The sequence below is a fragment of the Streptomyces sp. GQFP genome (assembly GCF_021545335.1).
Lineage (GTDB): Bacteria > Actinomycetota > Actinomycetes > Streptomycetales > Streptomycetaceae > Streptomyces.
Genome location: NZ_CP089312.1, coordinates 2,136,534 through 2,155,809, shown reverse-complemented (window position 1 = coordinate 2,155,809; position 19,276 = coordinate 2,136,534). Strand labels below are relative to the sequence as shown.

Genomic DNA, 19,276 nt, shown 5'->3' with positions numbered 1-19,276 from the left:
TGGTCCGTTGTGGCGTTCAAGCGACGACGACCGCACAGCCGTCGGCAGAGGCGGCCAGCGCGCTCTGCGACCCGCGTACGCGGAATTGCTCGACATACTGTCTGTTCGCGAGGCCGATGCCGTGCTTGTCTGGCACACGGACCGTCTGAAGCGGCCCGCTCGGGACCTTGAGACAGAGCCCGACCCGAAGCGCAACACCGGGCTGGGCTCCATGCTGTTGGGGTTACGGCTCCCGCCTCTTGACCGCCCTCCACAGGGCGCGCGCCTCGGGGCACACGCCTTCCCTGCACTCCGGGCAGGACTGCCCGTGATCCAGCATCCGTCGGTACGTCGCCACGTCGTACGACTCCTCATGGATCCGGATGAACTCCGCATCCCCTGCGACGGCTTGAATGTCGCCCGCGCCCCCGGATTCCTCCTCCCACCGCTGCTCGCTCACGACAGTGCCTCCATGTGGTCGCACAGCGCGTTGACCGAGCGGGAGATTCGCCGGGCGTGCGCGAGCCCCGGAGGAAGGCTGAGCCGCTGCCGGGCCTCACGGGCGCACACCAGTGCGCACGGCCTCGGTACGTCGTCCTCCGACAGCTTGCGGGCGACAGACTCCACCTCGGGGACCAGAAGCTTCAGATGCCCTCGCAGAGTCAGCGTCAGCGTTGCCAGCTCGACATCGGACGGGGGCACTTGAGCCTCCGGACCCATCAGGCGAAGGGCGCTGGAGCGCATGGACTCGATGTCCAGAGGGAGATCCCCTGCCGTGTCACTCGTGGGGGTTGTAGCTTGCGACATGTTGACCTGCTTCCTCAGGTTGGCCAAGCCCCGGGGCCCTGCCAGGCTGCCGGGGTTCTTGCGTGTCAACCCTTCTGAGCTTCCTCATCCGCCACAATTGGGCGGCCCTATATGGAGGCCCTATATCGTTGATTCCATGGGGGATTCCGGACCGGACCTGTGGGCACATCCGCAGCTCATCGCCGCTGTCACCGCCGAGGACTGGGGTGCCGTCTTCCGCACGTACCGGAAGCTCACAGGCCTCAGCCAGACCAAGCTGGGTGAGCGCGTCGGCCTGGTCCAGCCGGACGTCTCCGCCATCGAGCGGGGCCACTGGCGGGTGACCTCGGTGGAGGTACAGCAGCGCATCCGCTCCGGTCTGGACGTCCCGGCGGACCTCAGCCGGGCGGGGGCCCTGGCCCCGGCTCAGCAGGTCGCCCGGCTGGTGCTCCCGGGCCCCGGGCCTGATGACGACCTGCTGACCCGGATCACGAGCGTGGTCGACAACGGACACAGGGTCGACGCCCCCACATTGGACTGGCTTGACCGGCTGCTGGCCGAGCACCGCCGGGCCGAGGACCAGATCGGTTCCCGCCCCCTGGTGGACGTGATGCGTCAGCAGCTCCGCACTGTCGTGGACCTCTATGCCGGCGCCCGTGGCCCGTTGGCCGACCGCGTGGTCCGTCTCGCGTCCGAGCACGCTCAGTTCCTCGCGTGGATGGCGCAGGACCAGTGGCAGACGGCCGCCGCGCTGGCCTGGTACGACCGGAGTCACGAATGGGCGCTGGAGGCCGGAGACCCCAACATGGCCGCCACCACGCTGTCGATGAAGGCCCACATGGCGTGGTCCGGCGGACGCGGAGACCGGGCTGTCCGGCTCGCTGAAGCAGCGCGTTGGTCGGCGTCGGGGACGTCGCTCGGGGTGCAGGGCATGGCGGCGCAGATGGCTGCCCGGGGCCACGCGCTCAACGGTGACGGTGACGACGCCACCCGGTTCCTGGACGAGGCACAGGACCTCATCGGCCGGGCAGCCGAGCGCCCCGAGGACGAACCGGTCTGGATGTACTTCTACGGCGAGACATGGTTCACGCTCCAGCGGGGCATGTCCGCGCTGCACCTGCGGGACTGGCGCGCGGCCGTGGACCACCTCACGGTGGGGCTGGCCGCCCTGCCGGACGAGTACCGCCGTGACAAGACCTGGTACCGCACCTGCCTGGCCCACGCCTGCGCCGGAGCCGGGGAGGCCGCACAGGCGCTCACTGTGGCGCTGGAGGCCGTGCCCGATGCCTCCGCCGTCGGCCGCCCGCACTCTTGGAACGAGCTGCACACCACAGCCGCTCTCCTGCTGCGCCGGGGCGCTGCCGAGGGGCGCCAACTCGTCACCGCGCTGCGCGAGTTCGACTGAGCGCCAGCCCCTTGCCGGCTGATCAAGCAGATCGAGCAATTCCCAGGTCGCGGACAGAGCGGAGTCCACGGGGACCCATGGGGACGGGAGCCGGGCGGCCTGCCCTGGCTGAGCAGTTCGAGGACGTGCCGAGACCCGGAGCGTCCTCGCTGGGACGCCCCGCGCTGACGCCAGCTGATGGCGCAGACGGGGCCGCTCCATATGACGCTGCGCATGAGCTGATCAAAGCCTTGTTCCGTCATATTTCGCTCGGCATCAGACTTCAGCTCCGCAAGGATCTCTGTATGAGACTGAACCCGGGGATCACCCTGGACTACGCGGACGACGTGCTCCGCCGTGCGGAGACGACGTGGGGCAATGCGCGAGGCGCACAAGACATGTACCGCGCCTACACCGATGCAGTCCATGACATCTATCCCACGCTCAAGCAGGCGTTCGCCGTGCCGGATCTCGCTGCCGGTTTCCACTCCACGGCCTACTGGAACCTCCTCGCTGTCGCCGGAGCCAACGCAGAAATCGGCGTGACCTCAGACGGGCGGTGGTCACCAACGAAGAAGCTCGTAGCCCGGCCCGGTCTGCCCGTCGTCTACGACACCAACATGCTCAACCGCTGGCAGCAGCCCGGAGACATCCTGTGGCGCGACATTTGGACAAGCAGAAATACGGCCAGGGAGACCTTGCGCGGAAGGCAGCCACGGCCATCCGCTACCTGGAGCGTGTACTCAAGGACAGCCGGCCTGGGGAGCCCGTGCGCCTGCGTGAGGGCGTCACGCTGGAGGTGTGGGTCGACACCGACGATCGTGGTGGGGACGTGGACTTGTCGATTCTGCGCAGCGCGGCCGACCTGGACAACCTTCACCAGGACACCGGTGCTCGGGTGCTGACCGATGACATCGGGATGCGTCTGCGCGCTCATCAGCTGGGCCTGAAGGTGGTGCGCTTGCCGGAGAAGCACCGCAAGAAGGGCACGGCGCTCGATGAGGTTCCGCCGCAGCAGGACGGGCGGGCCCTGGGCTGACACAGGTCCCGGCCACCGGGGACAGCCTGTCCTGTACCGGGGTACGAGGGGGACAAGATCAGGAATCGCTGCCCCCGCCGGTGTCCCCTGTACCGGCCGTGCCCGGGACACCATGGGAGCGGACCTGGCCGTCTGTGAGTCGCTGGCGAGCCGGAGCGACCGCCAGCGATTCCCTGACGGCCCGACGGGTCGCTTCGCCGCCTGCCGCATGAGTAAGTGGCTACTCTGACCTGGGCTGATTCTCCTTGAATGTGGGCGAAAAGCCCGCTTCAACTTGAAGGTCAGACAGATCCGCGTTCAGTGCGGCCATCAGCTCCTCCATCTGCTGCAGCAGCCCCTTCGGCTGTGTGGGCCCCGCCTGCTGCGGCACGACTTCTTCGGACAATGACGGCCTCCTCGGCCCCTGGCCCCCGAGGGAGCCGACGCGGGTGCGCCCCGGAAACGGGCGAGCCGACAATCGAACTGGCTGCCCGGCGGATACCGGTGCGGGCGCCGGTCGGGCCGGCTCCGCCCGAGCCAACGATCATCGCCGGGGCGGGTCACTGGCGCGGAGCCGCACCTCACGCGCGGTTGACGGTTTTTCACCCGCCCGGGGAGGTGTGGGACAGGGGAGACCGGTGGGGTTGACCGGTGTTCGAGCGTGCAGGATGGAAGCATGGATCTACGCATCTTCACCGAACCCCAGCAAGGCGCGACCTACGACACTCTGCTCACCGTGGCGAAGGCTACGGAGGACCTCGGTTTCGACGCCTTTTTCCGCTCCGACCACTACCTCCACATGGGCGACGTGGACGGCCTCCCCGGCCCCACCGACGCCTGGATCACCCTCGCCGGACTCGCCCGCGAGACCAAGCGCATCCGCCTCGGCACCCTGATGACGGCAGCCACCTTCCGCCTCCCCGGCGTCCTCGCGATCCAGGTCGCGCAGGTCGACCAGATGTCCGGCGGCCGGGTCGAACTCGGCCTGGGCGCGGGCTGGTTCGAGCAGGAGCACAAGGCGTACGGCATCCCCTTCCCGCAGCAGAAGTTCGCCCGCCTCGAAGAGCAGCTGGCGATCGTCACCGGCCTGTGGGGCACCAAAACCGGCGAAACGTTCAGCCATCACGGCACGCACTACGACCTCACCGACTCGCCCGCCCTGCCCAAGCCCGCGCAGGACAAGATCCCCGTACTCATCGGCGGCCACGGCGCGACCCGTACCCCGAGGCTGACCGCGCAGTACGCCGACGAGTTCAACATGCCGTTCGCCTCCATCGAGGACAGTGAGCGCCAGTTCGGCCGGGTGCGCGCGGCGGCCGAGCAGGCGGGCCGCAAGGCCGACGAGCTGACGTACTCGAACGCGCTCGTCGTCTGTGTCGGCAAGGACGACCGGGAACTGGCCCGTCGCGCCGCCGCGATCGGCCGCGAGGTTGACGAACTGAAGGAAAACGGCCTGGCGGGCTCCCCGGCCGAGGTCGTGGACCGGATCGGCCGGTTCGCGGAGATCGGCTCCCAGCGCATCTACCTCCAGATCCTCGACCTCGACGACATGGACCACCTGGAGCTGATCTCCTCGCGGGTGCAGTCGCAGCTGTCGTAGCAGTGCGGTAGGGGGAGGGTCGGGTGACTCGGCCCTTCCCGGCCCCACAGGGCTCCCCGTCCGGGGTGGAAAATGCCTGAGTGCGCCCTGCGTGTTCGCTGTACTTTGTGTGAACGCGCTTGGGCAGGTCAGACGCCATCACCGCAGGCAGAGACCACTGCGACCGTCGGACCACGACCGCCGAAGCGCGCTCATCCACTGCCGTGGCGGCCCCGAGCCGTACGGCGGTACAGACGCCGTTTCGAGGTACAACCACCGTGTTCCTGACGATCAGCACCACCGGCACCCCCGAACGCCCCGCGACCGACCTCGGGTACCTGCTGCACAAGCATCCCGACAACGCGCAGACGTTCTCCACCTCCTACGGCACCGCGCACGTCTTCTACCCCGAGGCGTCCGCCGAGCGCTGCACGGCCGCGCTGCTGCTGGAGGTCGACGCGGTGGCGCTGGTCCGGCGCGGCAAGGGCAAGGGACGCGGCGGCGCGCCCGACGCGGCACTCGCGCAGTACGTCAACGACCGCCCGTACGCTGCCTCCTCGCTGCTCGCGGTCGCGCTCAGCGCCGTGTTCAGCAGCGCGATGAAGGGCCAGTGCCGGGCGAAGCCCGAACTCCCGGATCAGGCACGTCCGTTGCGCATCGAGGTGCCCGCGGTCCCGGCCCGGGGCGGCGCCGACCTCGTGCGTGGTCTCTTCGAGCCGCTCGGCTGGACGATGACGGTCGAACCGGTCGCGCTGGACCCGGAGTTCCCGGAGTGGGGCGACTCGCGGTACGTGCGTCTCGTCCTTGAATCGGAGACGCTGACCCTCGCCGAGGCGCTGCGCCACCTGTACGTCCTGCTGCCGGTCCTCGACGACGCCAAGCACTACTGGGTCGCGCCCGACGAGGTCGACAAGCTGCTGCGGGCGGGTGAGGGCTGGCTGCCCGAGCACCCGGAGCAGAAGCTGATCACCAGCCGCTATCTGTCCCGCCGTTGGTCGCTCACGCGGCAGGCGATGGAGCGGCTGGAACTGGTCCGGCTCGCCGAGACCGACGACAGCGAGGTCGAGGAGATCGACAACGCGGTCGAGGAGGAGACGGAGGTGGAGGAGAGGCCCACCCCGCTCGCCGTACAGCGCCGGGAGGCGATCACCGCGGCGCTGAAGACGTCCGGGGCCGCCCGAGTCCTCGATCTCGGGTGCGGACAGGGCCAGTTGGTGCAGGCGCTGCTCAAGGACACCGCGTTCACCGAGATCGTCGGTGTCGATGTGTCGATGCGCGCGCTCACCATCGCCTCCCGGCGGCTGAAGCTGGACCGGATGGGCGAACGGCAGGCGGCGCGCGTCCAGTTGCTCCAGGGTTCGCTCGCCTACACCGACAAGCGGCTCAAGGGGTACGACGCCGCCGTACTGTGCGAGGTCGTCGAACACCTCGACCTGCCTCGCCTGCCCGCCCTGGAGTACGCGGTGTTCGGCGCGGCCCGCCCCCGTACGGTCCTCGTGACGACGCCGAACGTCGAGTACAACGTCCGCTGGGAGACCCTCCCGGCCGGCCACAGCCGCCACAGCGACCACCGCTTCGAGTGGACGCGGGAGGAGTTCCGGGCGTGGGCGGCCACGGTGGCCGAACGGCACGGCTACGACACGGAGTTCGTGCCTGTCGGCCCGGACGACCCGGAGGTCGGCCCACCGACACAGATGGCCGTGTTCACGATGAAGACCGAGACCGAGACCGCCAACAAGGAGAAGGAGGCGAACGCAGCATGAGCAGTGTCGAGAACACTGAGAACACTGAGAACACCGAGAACACCGAGAGCATCGAGAGTGTCGAGAGTGTCGAGAACAAGGGGCGTGTGCTGCCCGTCACCGACCTCTCCCTCGTCGTGCTGATCGGGGCGTCCGGCTCGGGCAAGTCCACTTTCGCCCGGCGGCACTTCAAGCCGACCGAGGTCATCTCCTCGGACTTCTGCCGAGGCCTGGTCGCCGACGACGAGAACGACCAGAGCGCCAGCGGGGACGCCTTCGACGTCCTGCACTACATCGCGGGCAAGCGACTCGCGGCGGGCCGCCGTACGGTCGTCGACGCGACCAACGTCCAGGAGGGCAGCCGAAAGCAGCTCATCGAGCTGGCACGGCAGTACGACGTCCTGCCCATCGCCATCGTCCTCGACGTGCCCGACGACGTCTGCGCCGAACGCAACGCCTCCCGCACCGACCGGGCCGACATGCCCCGCCGGGTCATCCACCGGCACATCCGCGAACTCCGCCGCTCCCTGCGCCACTTGGAGCGCGAGGGATTCCGCAAGGTGCACATCCTGCGTGGAGTGGAGGAGATCGAGAGCGCCGAGATCCGCACGGAGAAGCGCTACAACGACCTGACCCACCTCACCGGCCCCTTCGACATCATCGGCGACATCCACGGCTGCGCTGCCGAACTCAACTCCCTGCTCGACAAGTTGGGCTACGAGGACGGCGTGCACCCGGCCGGCCGTACGGCCGTCTTCGTGGGCGACCTCGTCGACCGAGGCCCGGACAGCCCGGGAGTGCTGCGGCGCGTGATGTCCATGGTCGGCTCGGGCAACGCGCTGTGCGTACCCGGCAACCACGAGAACAAGTACGGCCGCTTCCTCAAGGGCCGCAAGGTCCAGCACACCCACGGCCTCGCCGAGACCATCGGGCAGATGGAGGGAGAGAGCGACGAATTCCGGTCCCGGGTACGGGAGTTCATCGACGGCCTGGTCAGCCACTACGTCCTCGACGGTGGCCGGCTGGTGGTCTGCCACGCCGGTCTGCCCGAGAAGTACCACGGCCGTACGTCGGGCCGGGTGCGCTCGCACGCGCTGTACGGCGAAACGACCGGCGAGACCGACGAGTTCGGCCTGCCGGTGCGCTACCCGTGGGCGGAGGATTACCGTGGCCGGGCCGCGGTCGTGTACGGCCACACACCTGTCCCAGAGGCGAGCTGGCTGAACAACACCATCTGCCTCGACACGGGTGTCGTCTTCGGCGGCAAGCTGACCGCGCTGCGCTGGCCGGAGCGCGAACTGGTCGACGTACCGGCGGAGCAGATCTGGTACGAGCCGGTCAGGCCGCTGCGTCCGGAGGCACCGGGCGGGCACGACGGCCGGCCGCTGGACCTGGCGGACGTCCACGGCCGCCGGGTGGTCGAGACACGCCACGCGGGCCGGATCACGGTCCGTGAGGAGAACGCGGCGGCGGCCCTGGAGGTCATGAGCCGTTTCGCGGTGGACCCGCGGCTGCTGCCGTACCTGCCGCCGACGATGGCTCCGACGACGACCTCCCAGGTGGAGAGCTACTTGGAGCACCCGGCGGAGGCGTTCGAGCAGTACCGGGCGGACGGGGTCGAGCGGGTCGTGTGCGAGGAGAAGCACATGGGGTCGCGTGCGGTGGTGCTGGTGTGCCGTGACGGGGAGGTGGCTCGGAAGCGGTTCGGTGTGGACGCCGCCGAGGGTCCTACGGGGGCGCTGTACACGCGTACCGGGCGGCCGTTCGTCGACGATCCGGCGGTGACCGAGGAGATCCTCCGCCGGGTGCGGGTGGCGGCCGACGCGGCGGGTCTGTGGGAGGAGCTGGGCACCGACTGGCTGCTGCTGGACGCCGAGTTGATGCCGTGGTCGCTGAAGGCGGGTGGGCTGCTGCGGTCGCAGTACGCGGCGGTGGGCGCCGCGTCGGGGGCGGTGTTCCCGGGTGCGCTGGCGGCCCTGGAGGGTGCGGCTGCGCGAGGCGTCGACGTGGGCGACCTGCTGACCCGCCAGCGTGAACGGGCGTCGGACGCCTCGGCGTTCACGGCGGCCTACCGGCGCTACTGCTGGCCGACGGAGGGGCTCGACGGGGTCCGGCTGGCCCCCTTCCAGGTCCTCGCGACCGAGGGCCGCAGCCTGGCCGGGCTGCCGCACGACGAGCAACTCGCCCTGCTGGACCGGCTGGTGGAGCACGACGGTACGGGGCTGCTGCAGACGACGCGTCGGCTGTACGTAGACACGGGGGACGCGGAGTCGGTTCGGGCCGGCGTGGACTGGTGGCTGGAGATGACCGGGCGGGGTGGTGAGGGCATGGTCGTGAAGCCGCTGGGTGGTGTTGTGCGCGACGGCAAGGGGCGGCTTGTGCAGCCTGGCATCAAGTGCCGGGGGCGGGAGTACCTGCGGATCATCTACGGGCCGGAGTACACGCGGCCCGAGAACCTGGCGCGTCTTCGGGGGCGGTTCCTGAACCACAAGCGGTCGCTTGCGATCAGGGAGTACGCGCTGGGGTTGGAGGCGTTGGATCGGCTGGCGGAGGGGGAGCCGTTGTGGCGGGTGCATGAGGCGGTGTTCGGGGTGCTGGCACTGGAGTCGGAGCCGGTGGATCCGCGGCTGTAGGCGTTTTTCGCCCCCGCCGCCCCTACCCGTTCCCATCCCTGGGGGCTGCGCCCCCAAGACCCCCTTTGTCCTCAAACGCCGGACGGGCTGGGTATTCAGCCCCTCCGGCGTTTGAGGAGCGGGGGTTCGGGGGCGGAGTCCCCGATGGGGGTCCCCCCTCTGGGGGAGGGACGGGTAGGGGCGGCGGGGGCGAGGAAAATGTCAGCCCACCAACCGCAACCTCTCCCCACCCACCCCCACCCGAACCGTCTGCCCCCACGTCAACTCCACCGCGTCGCTCTCGATCCCGTCCCCGAAAGCGATCAGCCGTTCGGACTCGACCGTGAGGGTGAGCCGGCCCTCGGCCCCCAGCTCGCCCGCGACCAACGACGTCCCGGTCGCCGGAGACGGCCACGCCTCCCGTACGAACCACACCAGCCGGTCCTCCGTCGGGCCCGGCAGGCGCGGACCGGCACCCGCACCGCCCCGTTCCTGCCACACCGACCGCAACCACCCACTCGCCCCGGTCCCCGTCCCCACCAGCACCCCGGACGAGGCCTGGGCCTCGACGACACCCCTGTCGTCGTCGAGGCTCAGGCGGTAGCGGGCGGTCTGGTGACCGGCGGCGCCGAGGTAGATCTCGTTGAGGGCCAGCAGTCGTTGGGTGTCGTCGGCGACCGCCTCGACCATGGTCAGTTCGGAGCCGCCTGTTGCCGTCGCGAGTACCGACGCGAGGAGCGTCCGGGCGTCCGCCGGGCGGTGGCGTACCAGGACGCCCGGATTGCGGCCGGGGTCCGTGTCGATGCCCACCACCGGCTGCCCGGCCAGGTACTTGGCGACGTTCGCCACCAGCCCGTCCTGCCCGACCACGACGACCACGTCCTCGGGTGCGAAGAGGAAGCGGTCCAAGTCGGCCCGTTCCAGCTGTGTTTGACGCCATGTCAGAGGGATCGCCGCAGTCACCTCCGCCATGGACCGGCGAGTGCGGTGGTGACGCTCGGCCACCTCCTCGATGTCCCGTCCCCGGGAACGGAGAAAGAAGGCGGCCTGGCCGTGCGTGCCGTGTCGGGCCACCAACTCCTCGTACTCCGTGGTGCGGTGGACCAGGACGGCCCGCGGAACCAGGCTCACTGCTGCGCTCCTCCCAGCCTGGCCAGCAGGCCGGTCAGGACGTCCGGTGACACCGTCACACTGTCGATGCGGGGCAGGTTCTCCGCGAGCCGCGTGCCCGTCAGGGCGTGCAGCAGCGCCACGTCCGCGTCGGCGTGGGCACGCAGCCACGCCGCCTGGGCCTCGGCTCGCGCTTCGCCCACGCCCCGCACGCTCGCGGCCTCCGCCTCCGCCAGCCGTACCACTCGTGCCGCTTCCGCGTCCGCCCGTACCGCGTCGGCCGCCGCGTACTCCTCGGCCTCCCGGCGGGCGTTCGTACCCCGCTGGTCGACCAACTGCTCCTCCCTCCTGGCGAGTTCGATCTGGCTGGCCAGTTCGTTCTCGGCGATGGTCCGCTCGCGTTCCACGGCCACCGCTCGGCGTTCGTACGTCGCCCGGTCGGCCTCCTGCTGGATCTGCTCGCGGGCCGGGGTGCGGAGCGCCCGCTCCACCTCGGGTTCCGGCCGCAGCGCCACCACCCGTACGGCCACCACCTCGATGCCCGTGGCCGGGAGGCGCGGCTCGGCGCCCAGCCCCGCCGCGACCCGTTCCCGCACCGACGCCACCCCGTCGACCAGCGCGGCCGCCAACGGCGTACGGGCCAGGACGTCCAGGGCGTGCTGCTGGGCCGTCTCCGTCAGCAGTGTGGCCAGCTGCTCCAGGGGCGCGCCCCGCCAGATGCCCGTGTCCGGGTCGACGGAGAAGTCGAGGCGGGTGGCGGCGAGGGCGGGGTCGCTGACGCGGTAGGTGACGGTCGCCTGGACCGCCACGTCCTGGAAGTCGGACGTACGGGCATGGAAGGTCATCGCCAACTCCCGGTCGTCGACCGGGACTTCGGACAGCGTGGCGGTCAGCGCGCGGAACCAGAAGCTGAGCCCGGGACCGTCGTGCGCCAGTCGGCCGGAGCGTTGGTGGCGGATGTGGGCCGTGGGCGTGCCTCGCAGATGGCGCCAGCCGAGGCGCCGGGTGATGTCGGCCATGTGCCTGTCGTCCATCCCCTCGTCCGGTGCGGAGGGCGCGCCGTCCGTGTGCCGGCGACGCGCCCTCCGCACCACTTGTCGTCAAGTAGACGATATTCGGTCCATCTGCTTATCGTCAAGGGGACGAGATGGGGCGGGGTGAGGTGGGGTGGGAGGAGTGGCGGGGGGAGTGGTGTGGCGAGGGTTACCCCTGTATCCGCCGGATATCCGCCGACCAGTGGGTGAACGCGATGCGGAGTGGTCAGGATGGGGGTATGGGATTCCATGTCGACTCCGAGGCCGGGCGGCTGCGCCGCGTCATCCTGCACCGGCCGGACCTAGAGCTCAAAAGGCTCACCCCCAGTAATAAGGACGCCCTTCTCTTCGACGACCTGCTGTGGGTGCGCCGTGCGCGCGCCGAGCATGACGGTTTCGCCGACGTCCTGCGCGACCGGGGCGTCGCCGTCCATCTCTTCGGCGACCTGCTCACCGAAGCCCTGGCGATCCCGGTGGCCCGGACACTCGTACTGGACCGCGTCTTCGACGAGAAGGAGTACGGCCCGCTCGCCACCGACCATCTCCGGGCCGCCTTCGAGAACCTGCCCGCCGCCGAGCTGGCCGAGCTGCTCATCGGCGGCATCACCAAGCGCGAGTTCCTCGCCGCGCACGCGGAGCCGACCTCGGTCCGCTTCCATGTCATGGAGCTGGACGACTTCCTCCTCGGCCCCCTCCCCAACCACCTCTTCACCCGTGACACCTCGGCCTGGATCTACGACGGCGTCTCCATCAACGCGATGCGCTGGCCGGCCCGCCAGCGGGAGACCGTGCACTTCGAGGCGATCTACCGGCACCATCCCCTCTTCCGTGGCGAAACCTTCCGCCTCTGGTCGGAGGGGCAGGCGGACTACCCCTCCACCATCGAGGGCGGGGACGTCCTCGTCATCGGCAACGGCGCCGTACTCATCGGGATGAGCGAGCGCACCACGCCCCAGGCGGTCGAGATGCTCGCGCACAAGCTCTTCGCCGCCGGGTCCGCCGAGACGATCGTGGCGCTCGACATGCCCAAGCGGCGCGCGTTCATGCACCTCGACACCGTGATGACGATGGTCGACGGAGACACCTTCACCCAGTACGCCGGGCTCGGCATGCTCCGCTCGTACACCATCGAACCGGGCGTCGGGGACAAGGAGTTGAAGGTCACCGACCATCCGCCGGAGCACATGCACCGGGCGATCGCCGCAGCACTCGGCCTCAGCGAGATCCGTGTCCTGACCGCGACCCAGGACGTGCACGCGGCCGAGCGCGAGCAGTGGGACGACGGCTGCAACGTCCTCGCTGTCGAGCCGGGAGTCGTGGTCGCGTACGAGCGCAACGCGACCACGAACACGCATCTGCGGAAGCAGGGCATCGAGGTGATAGAGATCCCGGGCAGTGAGCTGGGGCGGGGGAGGGGTGGGCCGCGGTGTATGAGCTGCCCGGTGCAGCGGGATGCCGTGACCTAGGAGAATCTGGCCGTATATAAATGTAAGGAGTCGTATAGACTTCCATTCGTCTATGTCATGTACGTACTGCCGGATCACTTGGAGCGCCCCCATGGCGACTGTCCCGACCGCCCTCGCCGGGCGCCACTTCCTCAAGGAGCTGGACTTCACCGAGGAGGAGTTCCGTGGGCTGCTCGATCTCGCCGCGGAGCTGAAGGCGGCGAAGAAGGCCGGGACCGAGACGCGGTATCTGGCAGGCAAGAACATCGCGCTGATCTTCGAGAAGACTTCGACGCGTACGCGCTGTGCGTTCGAGGTCGCGGCGGCGGATCAGGGTGCCTCGACGACGTACCTCGACCCGTCGGGCTCGCAGATTGGGCACAAGGAGTCGGTGAAGGACACGGCTCGGGTGCTCGGGCGGATGTACGACGGGATCGAGTTCCGGGGTGACAGTCAGGCGGCGGTGGAGGAGCTGGCGGCGTACGCGGGCGTGCCGGTGTTCAACGGGCTGACCGACGACTGGCATCCCACCCAGATGCTGGCCGACGTACTGACGATGATCGAACACGGCGGCGGCAGGTCGTTGAAGGAGATCGCCTTCGCCTACCTCGGCGACGCCCGCTTCAACATGGGGAACTCGTATCTGATCACCGGTGCGCTGCTCGGCATGGACGTACGGATCGTCGCGCCGCGGGCGTACTGGCCCGCCGAGGATGTCGTCGCCGACGCGCGGAAGCTGGCGGAGGCGAGTGGGGCGCGGGTGACGCTGACGGAGTCGGTGCCGGAGGGCGTGCTCGGTGTCGACTTCGTCGCCACCGATGTGTGGGTGTCGATGGGGGAGTCGAAGGGTGTGTGGGCGGAGCGGATCGCTGCGCTGGCTTCGTATGCCGTGACGATGGATGTGCTGCGGGCGACGGGGAACGCGGACGTGAAGTTCCTGCACTGTCTGCCGGCGTTTCATGATCTCGGTACGAAGGTCGGGCGCGAGATATACGAGACGTACGGTCTGGAGTCGCTGGAGGTCACGGACGAGGTGTTCGAGTCGGCGCATTCCGTCGTCTTCGACGAGGCGGAGAACCGGCTGCACACGATCAAGGCGGTGCTGGTCGCGACGCTGGCGTGAAGTTTCCTCGCCCCCGCCGCCCCTACCCGTCCCATCCTCGGGGGCTCCGCCCCCGAACCCCCGTATCGCGCTAAAACGCGCTCGTCCTCAAACGCCGGACGGGCTGAAATGCCTGGGCCTGGGCTGAAAGATCAAGCCCCGGCCGGCACCATCCAGCCCGTCCGGCGTTTGAGGACGAGGCCGTTCAGGCCGACAGCGGGGGTCTGGGGGCGGAGCCCCCAGGAACGGGATGGGACGGGTAGGGGCGGCGGGGGCGAAGAAAACCCTACGAACGACGCCACTGCGCCGGTACCACCGGCACCCTGAACCACACCGCCTTGCCCGATTCCGTGGCCCGGTGGCCGCAGGACGAGCTCAGTGTGCGGATCAGCAGCAACCCCCGACCATGTTCCTGCCAGGGATCCGGCTCCTCGGACACCGGCCGCGTCAGATTCCCCGGCGGCGCCGGATCGGGATCGTGCACCTCGACCTGGCAGCTGTTCGGCATCAGCTCCACCACCAGCTCTATCGGCGCGTCCCCCGCCGTGTGCTCCACGGCGTTGGCCACCAGCTCCGCGGTGAGCAGCTCCGCCGTGTCGCAGTCCGCCGCCGCGTGTTCCAGCTCGGCCAGGGCCGTACGGACCAGCGCACGGGCGACGGGCACCGCCGCGGCGGTGTGCGGCAGGGCGATACGCCAGGAGGCGGGGGCGGAGGGCTCTTGCAAGGCGGTTCCGTTCATGGAGCAGGCTGTCCTGCTTTCAACAATAGGAATGGTACGGCGAGGTCCGGCAGAGGCATTTGTCGGGCGCCGCACGGGACCTTGGGCCCCGCTCACCGTCGGCTTACCCAGACCAACGGCCCGTCTCCCACAACCACTCCCACTGTTACCGCGCTATTGACACCTCGTGACGCGCCCGGATCACCGAAACAGACCGCGCGCCCCACCACCCCTATCGCGCACTCATGACGACAGTCATGGATGAGTGATAACTTCGAATGGTGAGTCCTTTCACCGGCTCGACCCCCCGCACCTCCACCTGGCACCACATCCGCCTCGACCTCGCCCCCACCGGCGTGGCCACCGTCACCCTCGCCCGCCCCGAGAAACTCAACGCCCTCACCTTCGGCGCCTACGCCGACCTGCGCGATCTGCTCGCCGAGCTGTCCCGGGATCGGTCCGTACGGGCGCTGGTGCTGGCCGGGGAGGGCCGCGGCTTCTGCTCGGGCGGCGACGTCGACGAGATCATCGGCGCGACCCTGTCCATGGACACCGCCCAGCTGCTCGACTTCAACCGGATGACCGGGCAGGTCGTACGGGCCGTACGGGAGTGCCCGTTCCCGGTGATCGCGGCGGTGCACGGCGTGGCGGCGGGCGCCGGAGCGGTCCTCGCCCTGGCCGCCGACTTCCGCGTCGCCGACCCCAGTGCCCGCTTCGCCTTCCTCTTCACCCGGGTCGGCCTCTCCGGCGGCGACATGGGCGCCGCCTACCTGCTGCCCCGGGTCGTCGGACTCGGCCACGCGACCCGCCTCCTGATGCTCGGCGAACCCGTACGCGCCCCCGAGGCCGAACGCATCGGCCTCATCAGCGAACTCACCGACGAGGGCCGAGCCGACGAGGCCGCCAAAACCCTGGCCCACCGCCTCGCCGAGGGCCCGGCCCTCGCATACGCCCAGACCAAAGCCCTCCTCACCGCCGAACTCGACATGCCCTTGGCGGCATCGGTGGAGCTTGACGCCGCCACTCAGGCCCTCCTCATGACCGGCGAGGACTACAAGGAATTCCACCAGGCGTTCACGCAGAAGCGCCCCCCGAAGTGGCGCGGCAAATGAATCCGACTTCAGGGGCAGCCCACCTAGGGGCGCGGGGAACTGCGCGACCAGCCACAGCGCACCCGCAGCCGCCGACAAGGACCAGCCACCCCAAACGCATCGCGATCATCGGCGGCGGCCCAGGCGGCCTCTACGCCGCCGCCCTCCTCAAACGCCTCGACCCCACCCGCAAAATCACCCTCTGGGAACGCAACGCCCCCGACGACACCTTCGGCTTCGGCGTCGTCCTCTCCGACGAAACCCTCGGCGGCATAGAACACGCCGACCCCGCCGTCTACGAAGCCCTGCAACAGCACTTCACCCGCTGGGACGACATAGACATCGTCCACCGCACCACCCGCCACACCTCCGGAGGACACGGCTTCGCCGCCCTAGGCAGACAACAGCTCCTGGAAATCCTGCACGCCCGCTGCCGCGAACTCGGCGTCGAGCTGCGCTTCCGTACGGAGGCGCCGTACCCGGCGTGGCTGGCGGAGACGTACGACCTGGTCATCGCCGCCGACGGAGTCCACAGCACCACACGCGAGGCCTACGCCCAGGAGTTCCGGCCCCGGCTGACCACCCACCGCTGCCGCTACCTCTGGCTCGCTGCCGACTTCGCCTTCGACGCCTTCCGCTTCGAGATCGCGGAGACGGAGCACGGCGTGATGCAGCTCCACGGATACCCGTACGCCCCCGACGCCTCGACCGTGATCGTCGAGATGCGGGAAGAGGTATGGCGGGCAGCAGGCTTCAACGAAAACGAAAACGAAAACGAACCGAACGAATCGAACACAGGCCCCTCCGTCGACCGCTGCGCGAAAATCTTCGCCGACGCCCTCGGCGGACGCCCCCTGCGCGCCAACAAGTCCACCTGGACCACCTTCCGTACGGTCGTCAACGACCGCTGGTCCCACGGCAACGTCGTCCTCCTCGGGGACGCCGCCCACACCGCCCACTTCTCCATCGGCTCCGGCACCAAGCTCGCCGTCGAGGACGCCCTCGCGCTCGCCGCCTGTCTGGAGGAGCGGCCGACGCTCGCCGAGGCGCTGGCGGCGTACGAGGAGGAGCGGCGGCCTGTTGTCGAATCCACGCAACGGGCGGCCCGCGCCAGTCTGGAGTGGTTCGAGAACCTGCCCCTCTATCTCGACCAGCCGCCCCGCCAGTTCGCGTTCAACCTCCTCACCCGTAGCCGCCGCGTCACCCACGACAACCTGCGGCTGCGCGATCCGCACTTCACCGCCGCCGTGGAGCGGGAGTTCGGCTGCCCGCCCGCCACCCCACCCATGTTCACGCCCTTCCGGCTGCGCGGACTGACCCTCCGCAACCGTGTCGTCGTGTCCCCCATGGACATGTACTCGGCCACCGACGGCGTCCCCGGCGACTTCCACCTCGTCCACCTGGGAGCCCGCGCGCTCGGCGGCGCCGGACTGGTGATGACCGAGATGGTGTGCGTGAGTGCCGAAGGGCGCATCACCCCGGGCTGCGCCGGCCTTTACACCGACCAACAGGCGGAAGCCTGGCGGCGAATAGCCACATTCATCCACTCCCAGGCCCCCGGCACCGCACTCGGCATCCAGCTCGGCCACTCCGGCCGCAAGGGCTCTACGAAGCTGATGTGGGAGGGCATGGACGAGCCGCTGGCGGGCGACGGCAACTGGCCGCTCGTCGCGGCCTCCCCGATCCCGTACCGACCCGGCAGCCAGACCCCGCACGAACTCACCCGCACCCAACTCGCCGCCATCCGCGAGCAGTTCACCGCAGCCGCCCGCCGAGCCGCCGACGCGGACTTCGATCTCCTCGAACTCCACTGCGCGCACGGCTACTTGCTCTCCGGCTTCCTCTCCCCGCTCACCAACCACCGCACGGACGTGTACGGCGGGCCGCTCGCCGCCCGTCTCCGCTTCCCCCTCGAAGTCTTCGACGCCGTACGGGAGGTGTGGCCGGACGAGCGGCCCATGACCGTTCGTATCTCGGCCACCGACTGGGCCGACGGGGGTACCACGGCTGAGGACGCCGTCACGATCGCGCGGGCCTTCGTCGACCACGGCGCCGACGCGATCGACGTGTCGACCGGGCAGGTCGTGGCCGACGAGCGTCCGGAGTACGGCCGTTCCTACCAGACCCCGTTCGCCGACCGCATCCGCCACGAGACCGGCGCCCCGGTGATCGCCGTCGGCGCGATCTCCTCCTGGGACGACGTCAACTCCCTGATCCTGGCGGGCCGTACGGACCTGTGCGCCCTTGCCCGCCCCCATCTCTACGACCCGAACTGGACCCTGCACGCGGCGGCCGAGCAGGGGTACGAGGGTCCGGGCGTCGTCTGGCCGGCGCCGTACCGCGCGGGCAGCCGACGCCCCCGCACCGGACGCACGGACGCCCCCAAACCCCGGCTCACACTAGGGAGTTGACCTCTGCCCCACACCCACAGTTACCTCGGCCATCCCTGCCGTCAGCGTCGTGCCGTCCGCCGGATCGACCAGCAGGAACGCACCCGTGTGGCGGGACACCGCGTAGTCGTCGAGGGCGAGTGGCTCGGCGGTGCGCAGGGTGATGCGGCCCAGGTCGTTCGCCGCCAACTCGGTCGCCCCGCCGAGGTCCTTGACCACGGCCTTGACCGTACGGGTCGTGTGCTTCAGCAGGACCCGGTCGCCGACGCGCAGTCGGCGGTCGGTGAGATGGCAGACGGACGCGCGGACGTCCTGCGTGAGCGCGGGCGCGTCCGCACCGGCGGTGAGCATGTCCCCGCGCGAGACGTCCCGTTGGTCGGCCAGGCGGATGCTGATCGACTGGGGTGCGTGTGCGGTAGGGGCCGCCGTACCCAGCACATTGATGCCGGTGATTTCGGAGGTCTCCCCGGACGGGTGGACGGTCACCCGGTCGCCGACCCGTAGCGAGCCGGACACCAACTGCCCGGCGTAGTGGCGGACTTCGTCGTGCCGGATCACGTACTGGACGGGGAAGCGGGCCGGGGCGTCAGCGGGGTCGCCGCCCACCGGGGCGTTCTCCAGGTGGTCGAGGAGCGCCGGGCCGCCGTACCAGTCCATGTGGGTGGAGGGGTCCACGACGTTGTCGCCGGCGAGTGCCGAGACGGGGATCGGGGTGAAGCCGCCCACCCCCAACTCACCTCCCAACTCATCCGCGTACGCGGCGAATTCGGTGACGATCCTGTCGAACCGCTCCTCCTCGTACCCCACCAGGTCCATCTTGTTGACGGCCAGCACGATGTGCGGGACCCGCAGCAGGGCCGCCACGGCCGCGTGCCGCCGGGTCTGCTCGACCACGCCGTTGCGGGCGTCGACGAGGATGATCGCCAGGTCGGCCGTGGAGGCACCCGTCACCATGTTGCGGGTGTACTGCACATGCCCAGGAGTGTCGGCGAGGATGAAGCGGCGCTTCGGCGTGGCGAAGTAGCGGTAGGCCACGTCGATGGTGATGCCCTGTTCGCGCTCGGCGCGCAGGCCGTCCGTCAGCAGGGCGAGGTCAGGGGCCTCCTGCCCCCGTGAAGCCGAGACGCGCTCCACTGCCTCCAACTGGTCGGCCAGCACCGACTTGGAGTCGTGCAGCAGCCGGCCCACGAGGGTGGACTTGCCGTCGTCCACGGAACCGGCGGTCGCGAACCGCAGAGTGTCGATCGTGACAGCCGTATCGATGGTGTCGATGGTGCTGCTCATGG

General features: G+C 69.7%; 16 protein-coding genes. 9 read left to right on the top strand and 7 right to left on the bottom strand.

The window, feature by feature from the left end; translation table 11 throughout:
- Positions 1–223: 223 nt before the first annotated feature.
- Positions 224–439 (bottom strand): hypothetical protein, encoded by a 216-nt coding sequence (locus LUX31_RS09340; protein ID WP_235474319.1) that lies wholly within the window; start codon positions 437–439, stop codon positions 224–226.
- The gene (locus tag LUX31_RS09335; protein WP_235474318.1) at positions 436–786 is read right to left on the bottom strand and encodes a DUF6415 family natural product biosynthesis protein; all 351 of its coding nucleotides are present in this window, start codon (positions 784–786) and stop codon (positions 436–438) included. The genes LUX31_RS09340 and LUX31_RS09335 overlap by 4 nt, the downstream gene beginning before the upstream one ends.
- Positions 787–922: 136 nt before the next feature.
- Between LUX31_RS09335 and LUX31_RS09330 the strand changes: the two genes are divergently transcribed.
- Together LUX31_RS09330 and LUX31_RS09325 are read left to right on the top strand one after the other, a co-directional pair.
- A complete protein-coding gene (locus tag LUX31_RS09330) occupies positions 923–2,170 on the top strand; it encodes an XRE family transcriptional regulator (RefSeq protein ID WP_235474317.1) in 1,248 nt (415 codons plus the stop codon).
- A 634-nt stretch (positions 2,171–2,804) separates the two neighbouring features.
- Complete coding sequence (locus tag LUX31_RS09325) at positions 2,805–3,188, top strand: PIN domain-containing protein (protein WP_235474316.1); 384 nt, start codon at positions 2,805–2,807, stop codon at positions 3,186–3,188.
- A gap of 220 nt (positions 3,189–3,408) precedes the next feature.
- Here the strand turns inward: LUX31_RS09325 and LUX31_RS09320 are convergent, their stop codons facing one another.
- Entirely contained in the window at positions 3,409–3,573 is a 165-nt protein-coding gene (locus LUX31_RS09320; RefSeq protein WP_235474315.1) for a hypothetical protein, read from the bottom strand.
- Between the two features lie 270 nt (positions 3,574–3,843).
- On the opposite strand from LUX31_RS09320, the gene LUX31_RS09315 reads away from it, so the two are divergent.
- From LUX31_RS09315 to LUX31_RS09305, 3 genes are all read left to right on the top strand, one after another.
- A complete protein-coding gene (locus tag LUX31_RS09315) occupies positions 3,844–4,767 on the top strand; it encodes an LLM class F420-dependent oxidoreductase (protein WP_235474314.1) in 924 nt (307 codons plus the stop codon).
- 257 nt (positions 4,768–5,024) lie between these two features.
- Entirely contained in the window at positions 5,025–6,509 is a 1,485-nt protein-coding gene (locus LUX31_RS09310) for a 3' terminal RNA ribose 2'-O-methyltransferase Hen1 (RefSeq protein ID WP_235474313.1), read from the top strand.
- Positions 6,506–9,121, top strand: coding sequence for a polynucleotide kinase-phosphatase (locus LUX31_RS09305; RefSeq protein ID WP_235474312.1), 2,616 nt, complete (start codon positions 6,506–6,508; stop codon positions 9,119–9,121). The genes LUX31_RS09310 and LUX31_RS09305 overlap by 4 nt, the downstream gene beginning before the upstream one ends.
- Positions 9,122–9,322: 201 nt before the next feature.
- On the opposite strand, the gene LUX31_RS09300 is transcribed toward LUX31_RS09305, so the two are convergent.
- Both LUX31_RS09300 and LUX31_RS09295 read right to left on the bottom strand, forming a co-directional pair.
- A complete protein-coding gene (locus tag LUX31_RS09300; protein ID WP_235474311.1) occupies positions 9,323–10,231 on the bottom strand; it encodes a hypothetical protein in 909 nt (302 codons plus the stop codon).
- Positions 10,228–11,229, bottom strand: a complete 1,002-nt coding sequence (locus LUX31_RS09295; protein WP_235479851.1) for an SPFH domain-containing protein — start codon at positions 11,227–11,229, stop codon at positions 10,228–10,230. Before LUX31_RS09295 ends, LUX31_RS09300 begins: the two co-directional genes overlap by 4 nt.
- 254 nt (positions 11,230–11,483) lie before the next feature.
- On the opposite strand from LUX31_RS09295, the gene LUX31_RS09290 reads away from it, so the two are divergent.
- Positions 11,484–12,710 (top strand): arginine deiminase, encoded by a 1,227-nt coding sequence (locus LUX31_RS09290; protein ID WP_235474310.1) that lies wholly within the window; start codon positions 11,484–11,486, stop codon positions 12,708–12,710.
- Between the two features lie 91 nt (positions 12,711–12,801).
- Positions 12,802–13,812, top strand: a complete 1,011-nt coding sequence (gene argF / locus LUX31_RS09285) for an ornithine carbamoyltransferase (RefSeq protein WP_235474309.1) — start codon at positions 12,802–12,804, stop codon at positions 13,810–13,812.
- A gap of 265 nt (positions 13,813–14,077) precedes the next feature.
- On the opposite strand, the gene LUX31_RS09280 is transcribed toward argF, so the two are convergent.
- On the bottom strand, positions 14,078–14,530 hold the full coding sequence (locus tag LUX31_RS09280) for an ATP-binding protein (protein ID WP_235474308.1): 453 nt from the start codon (positions 14,528–14,530) through the stop codon (positions 14,078–14,080).
- Between the two features lie 260 nt (positions 14,531–14,790).
- On the opposite strand from LUX31_RS09280, the gene LUX31_RS09275 reads away from it, so the two are divergent.
- Both LUX31_RS09275 and LUX31_RS09270 read left to right on the top strand, forming a co-directional pair.
- Entirely contained in the window at positions 14,791–15,621 is an 831-nt protein-coding gene (locus LUX31_RS09275) for an enoyl-CoA hydratase family protein (protein WP_235474307.1), read from the top strand.
- Positions 15,618–18,011: a bifunctional salicylyl-CoA 5-hydroxylase/oxidoreductase gene (locus LUX31_RS09270; RefSeq protein ID WP_235474306.1), complete on the top strand. Its 2,394-nt coding sequence runs from the start codon at positions 15,618–15,620 to the stop codon at positions 18,009–18,011. Before LUX31_RS09275 ends, LUX31_RS09270 begins: the two co-directional genes overlap by 4 nt.
- On the opposite strand, the gene LUX31_RS09265 is transcribed toward LUX31_RS09270, so the two are convergent.
- Positions 18,000–19,274, bottom strand: coding sequence for a sulfate adenylyltransferase subunit 1 (locus tag LUX31_RS09265; protein ID WP_235474305.1), 1,275 nt, complete (start codon positions 19,272–19,274; stop codon positions 18,000–18,002). The genes LUX31_RS09270 and LUX31_RS09265 overlap by 12 nt on opposite strands.
- Between the last annotated feature and the right edge of the window lie 2 nt (positions 19,275–19,276).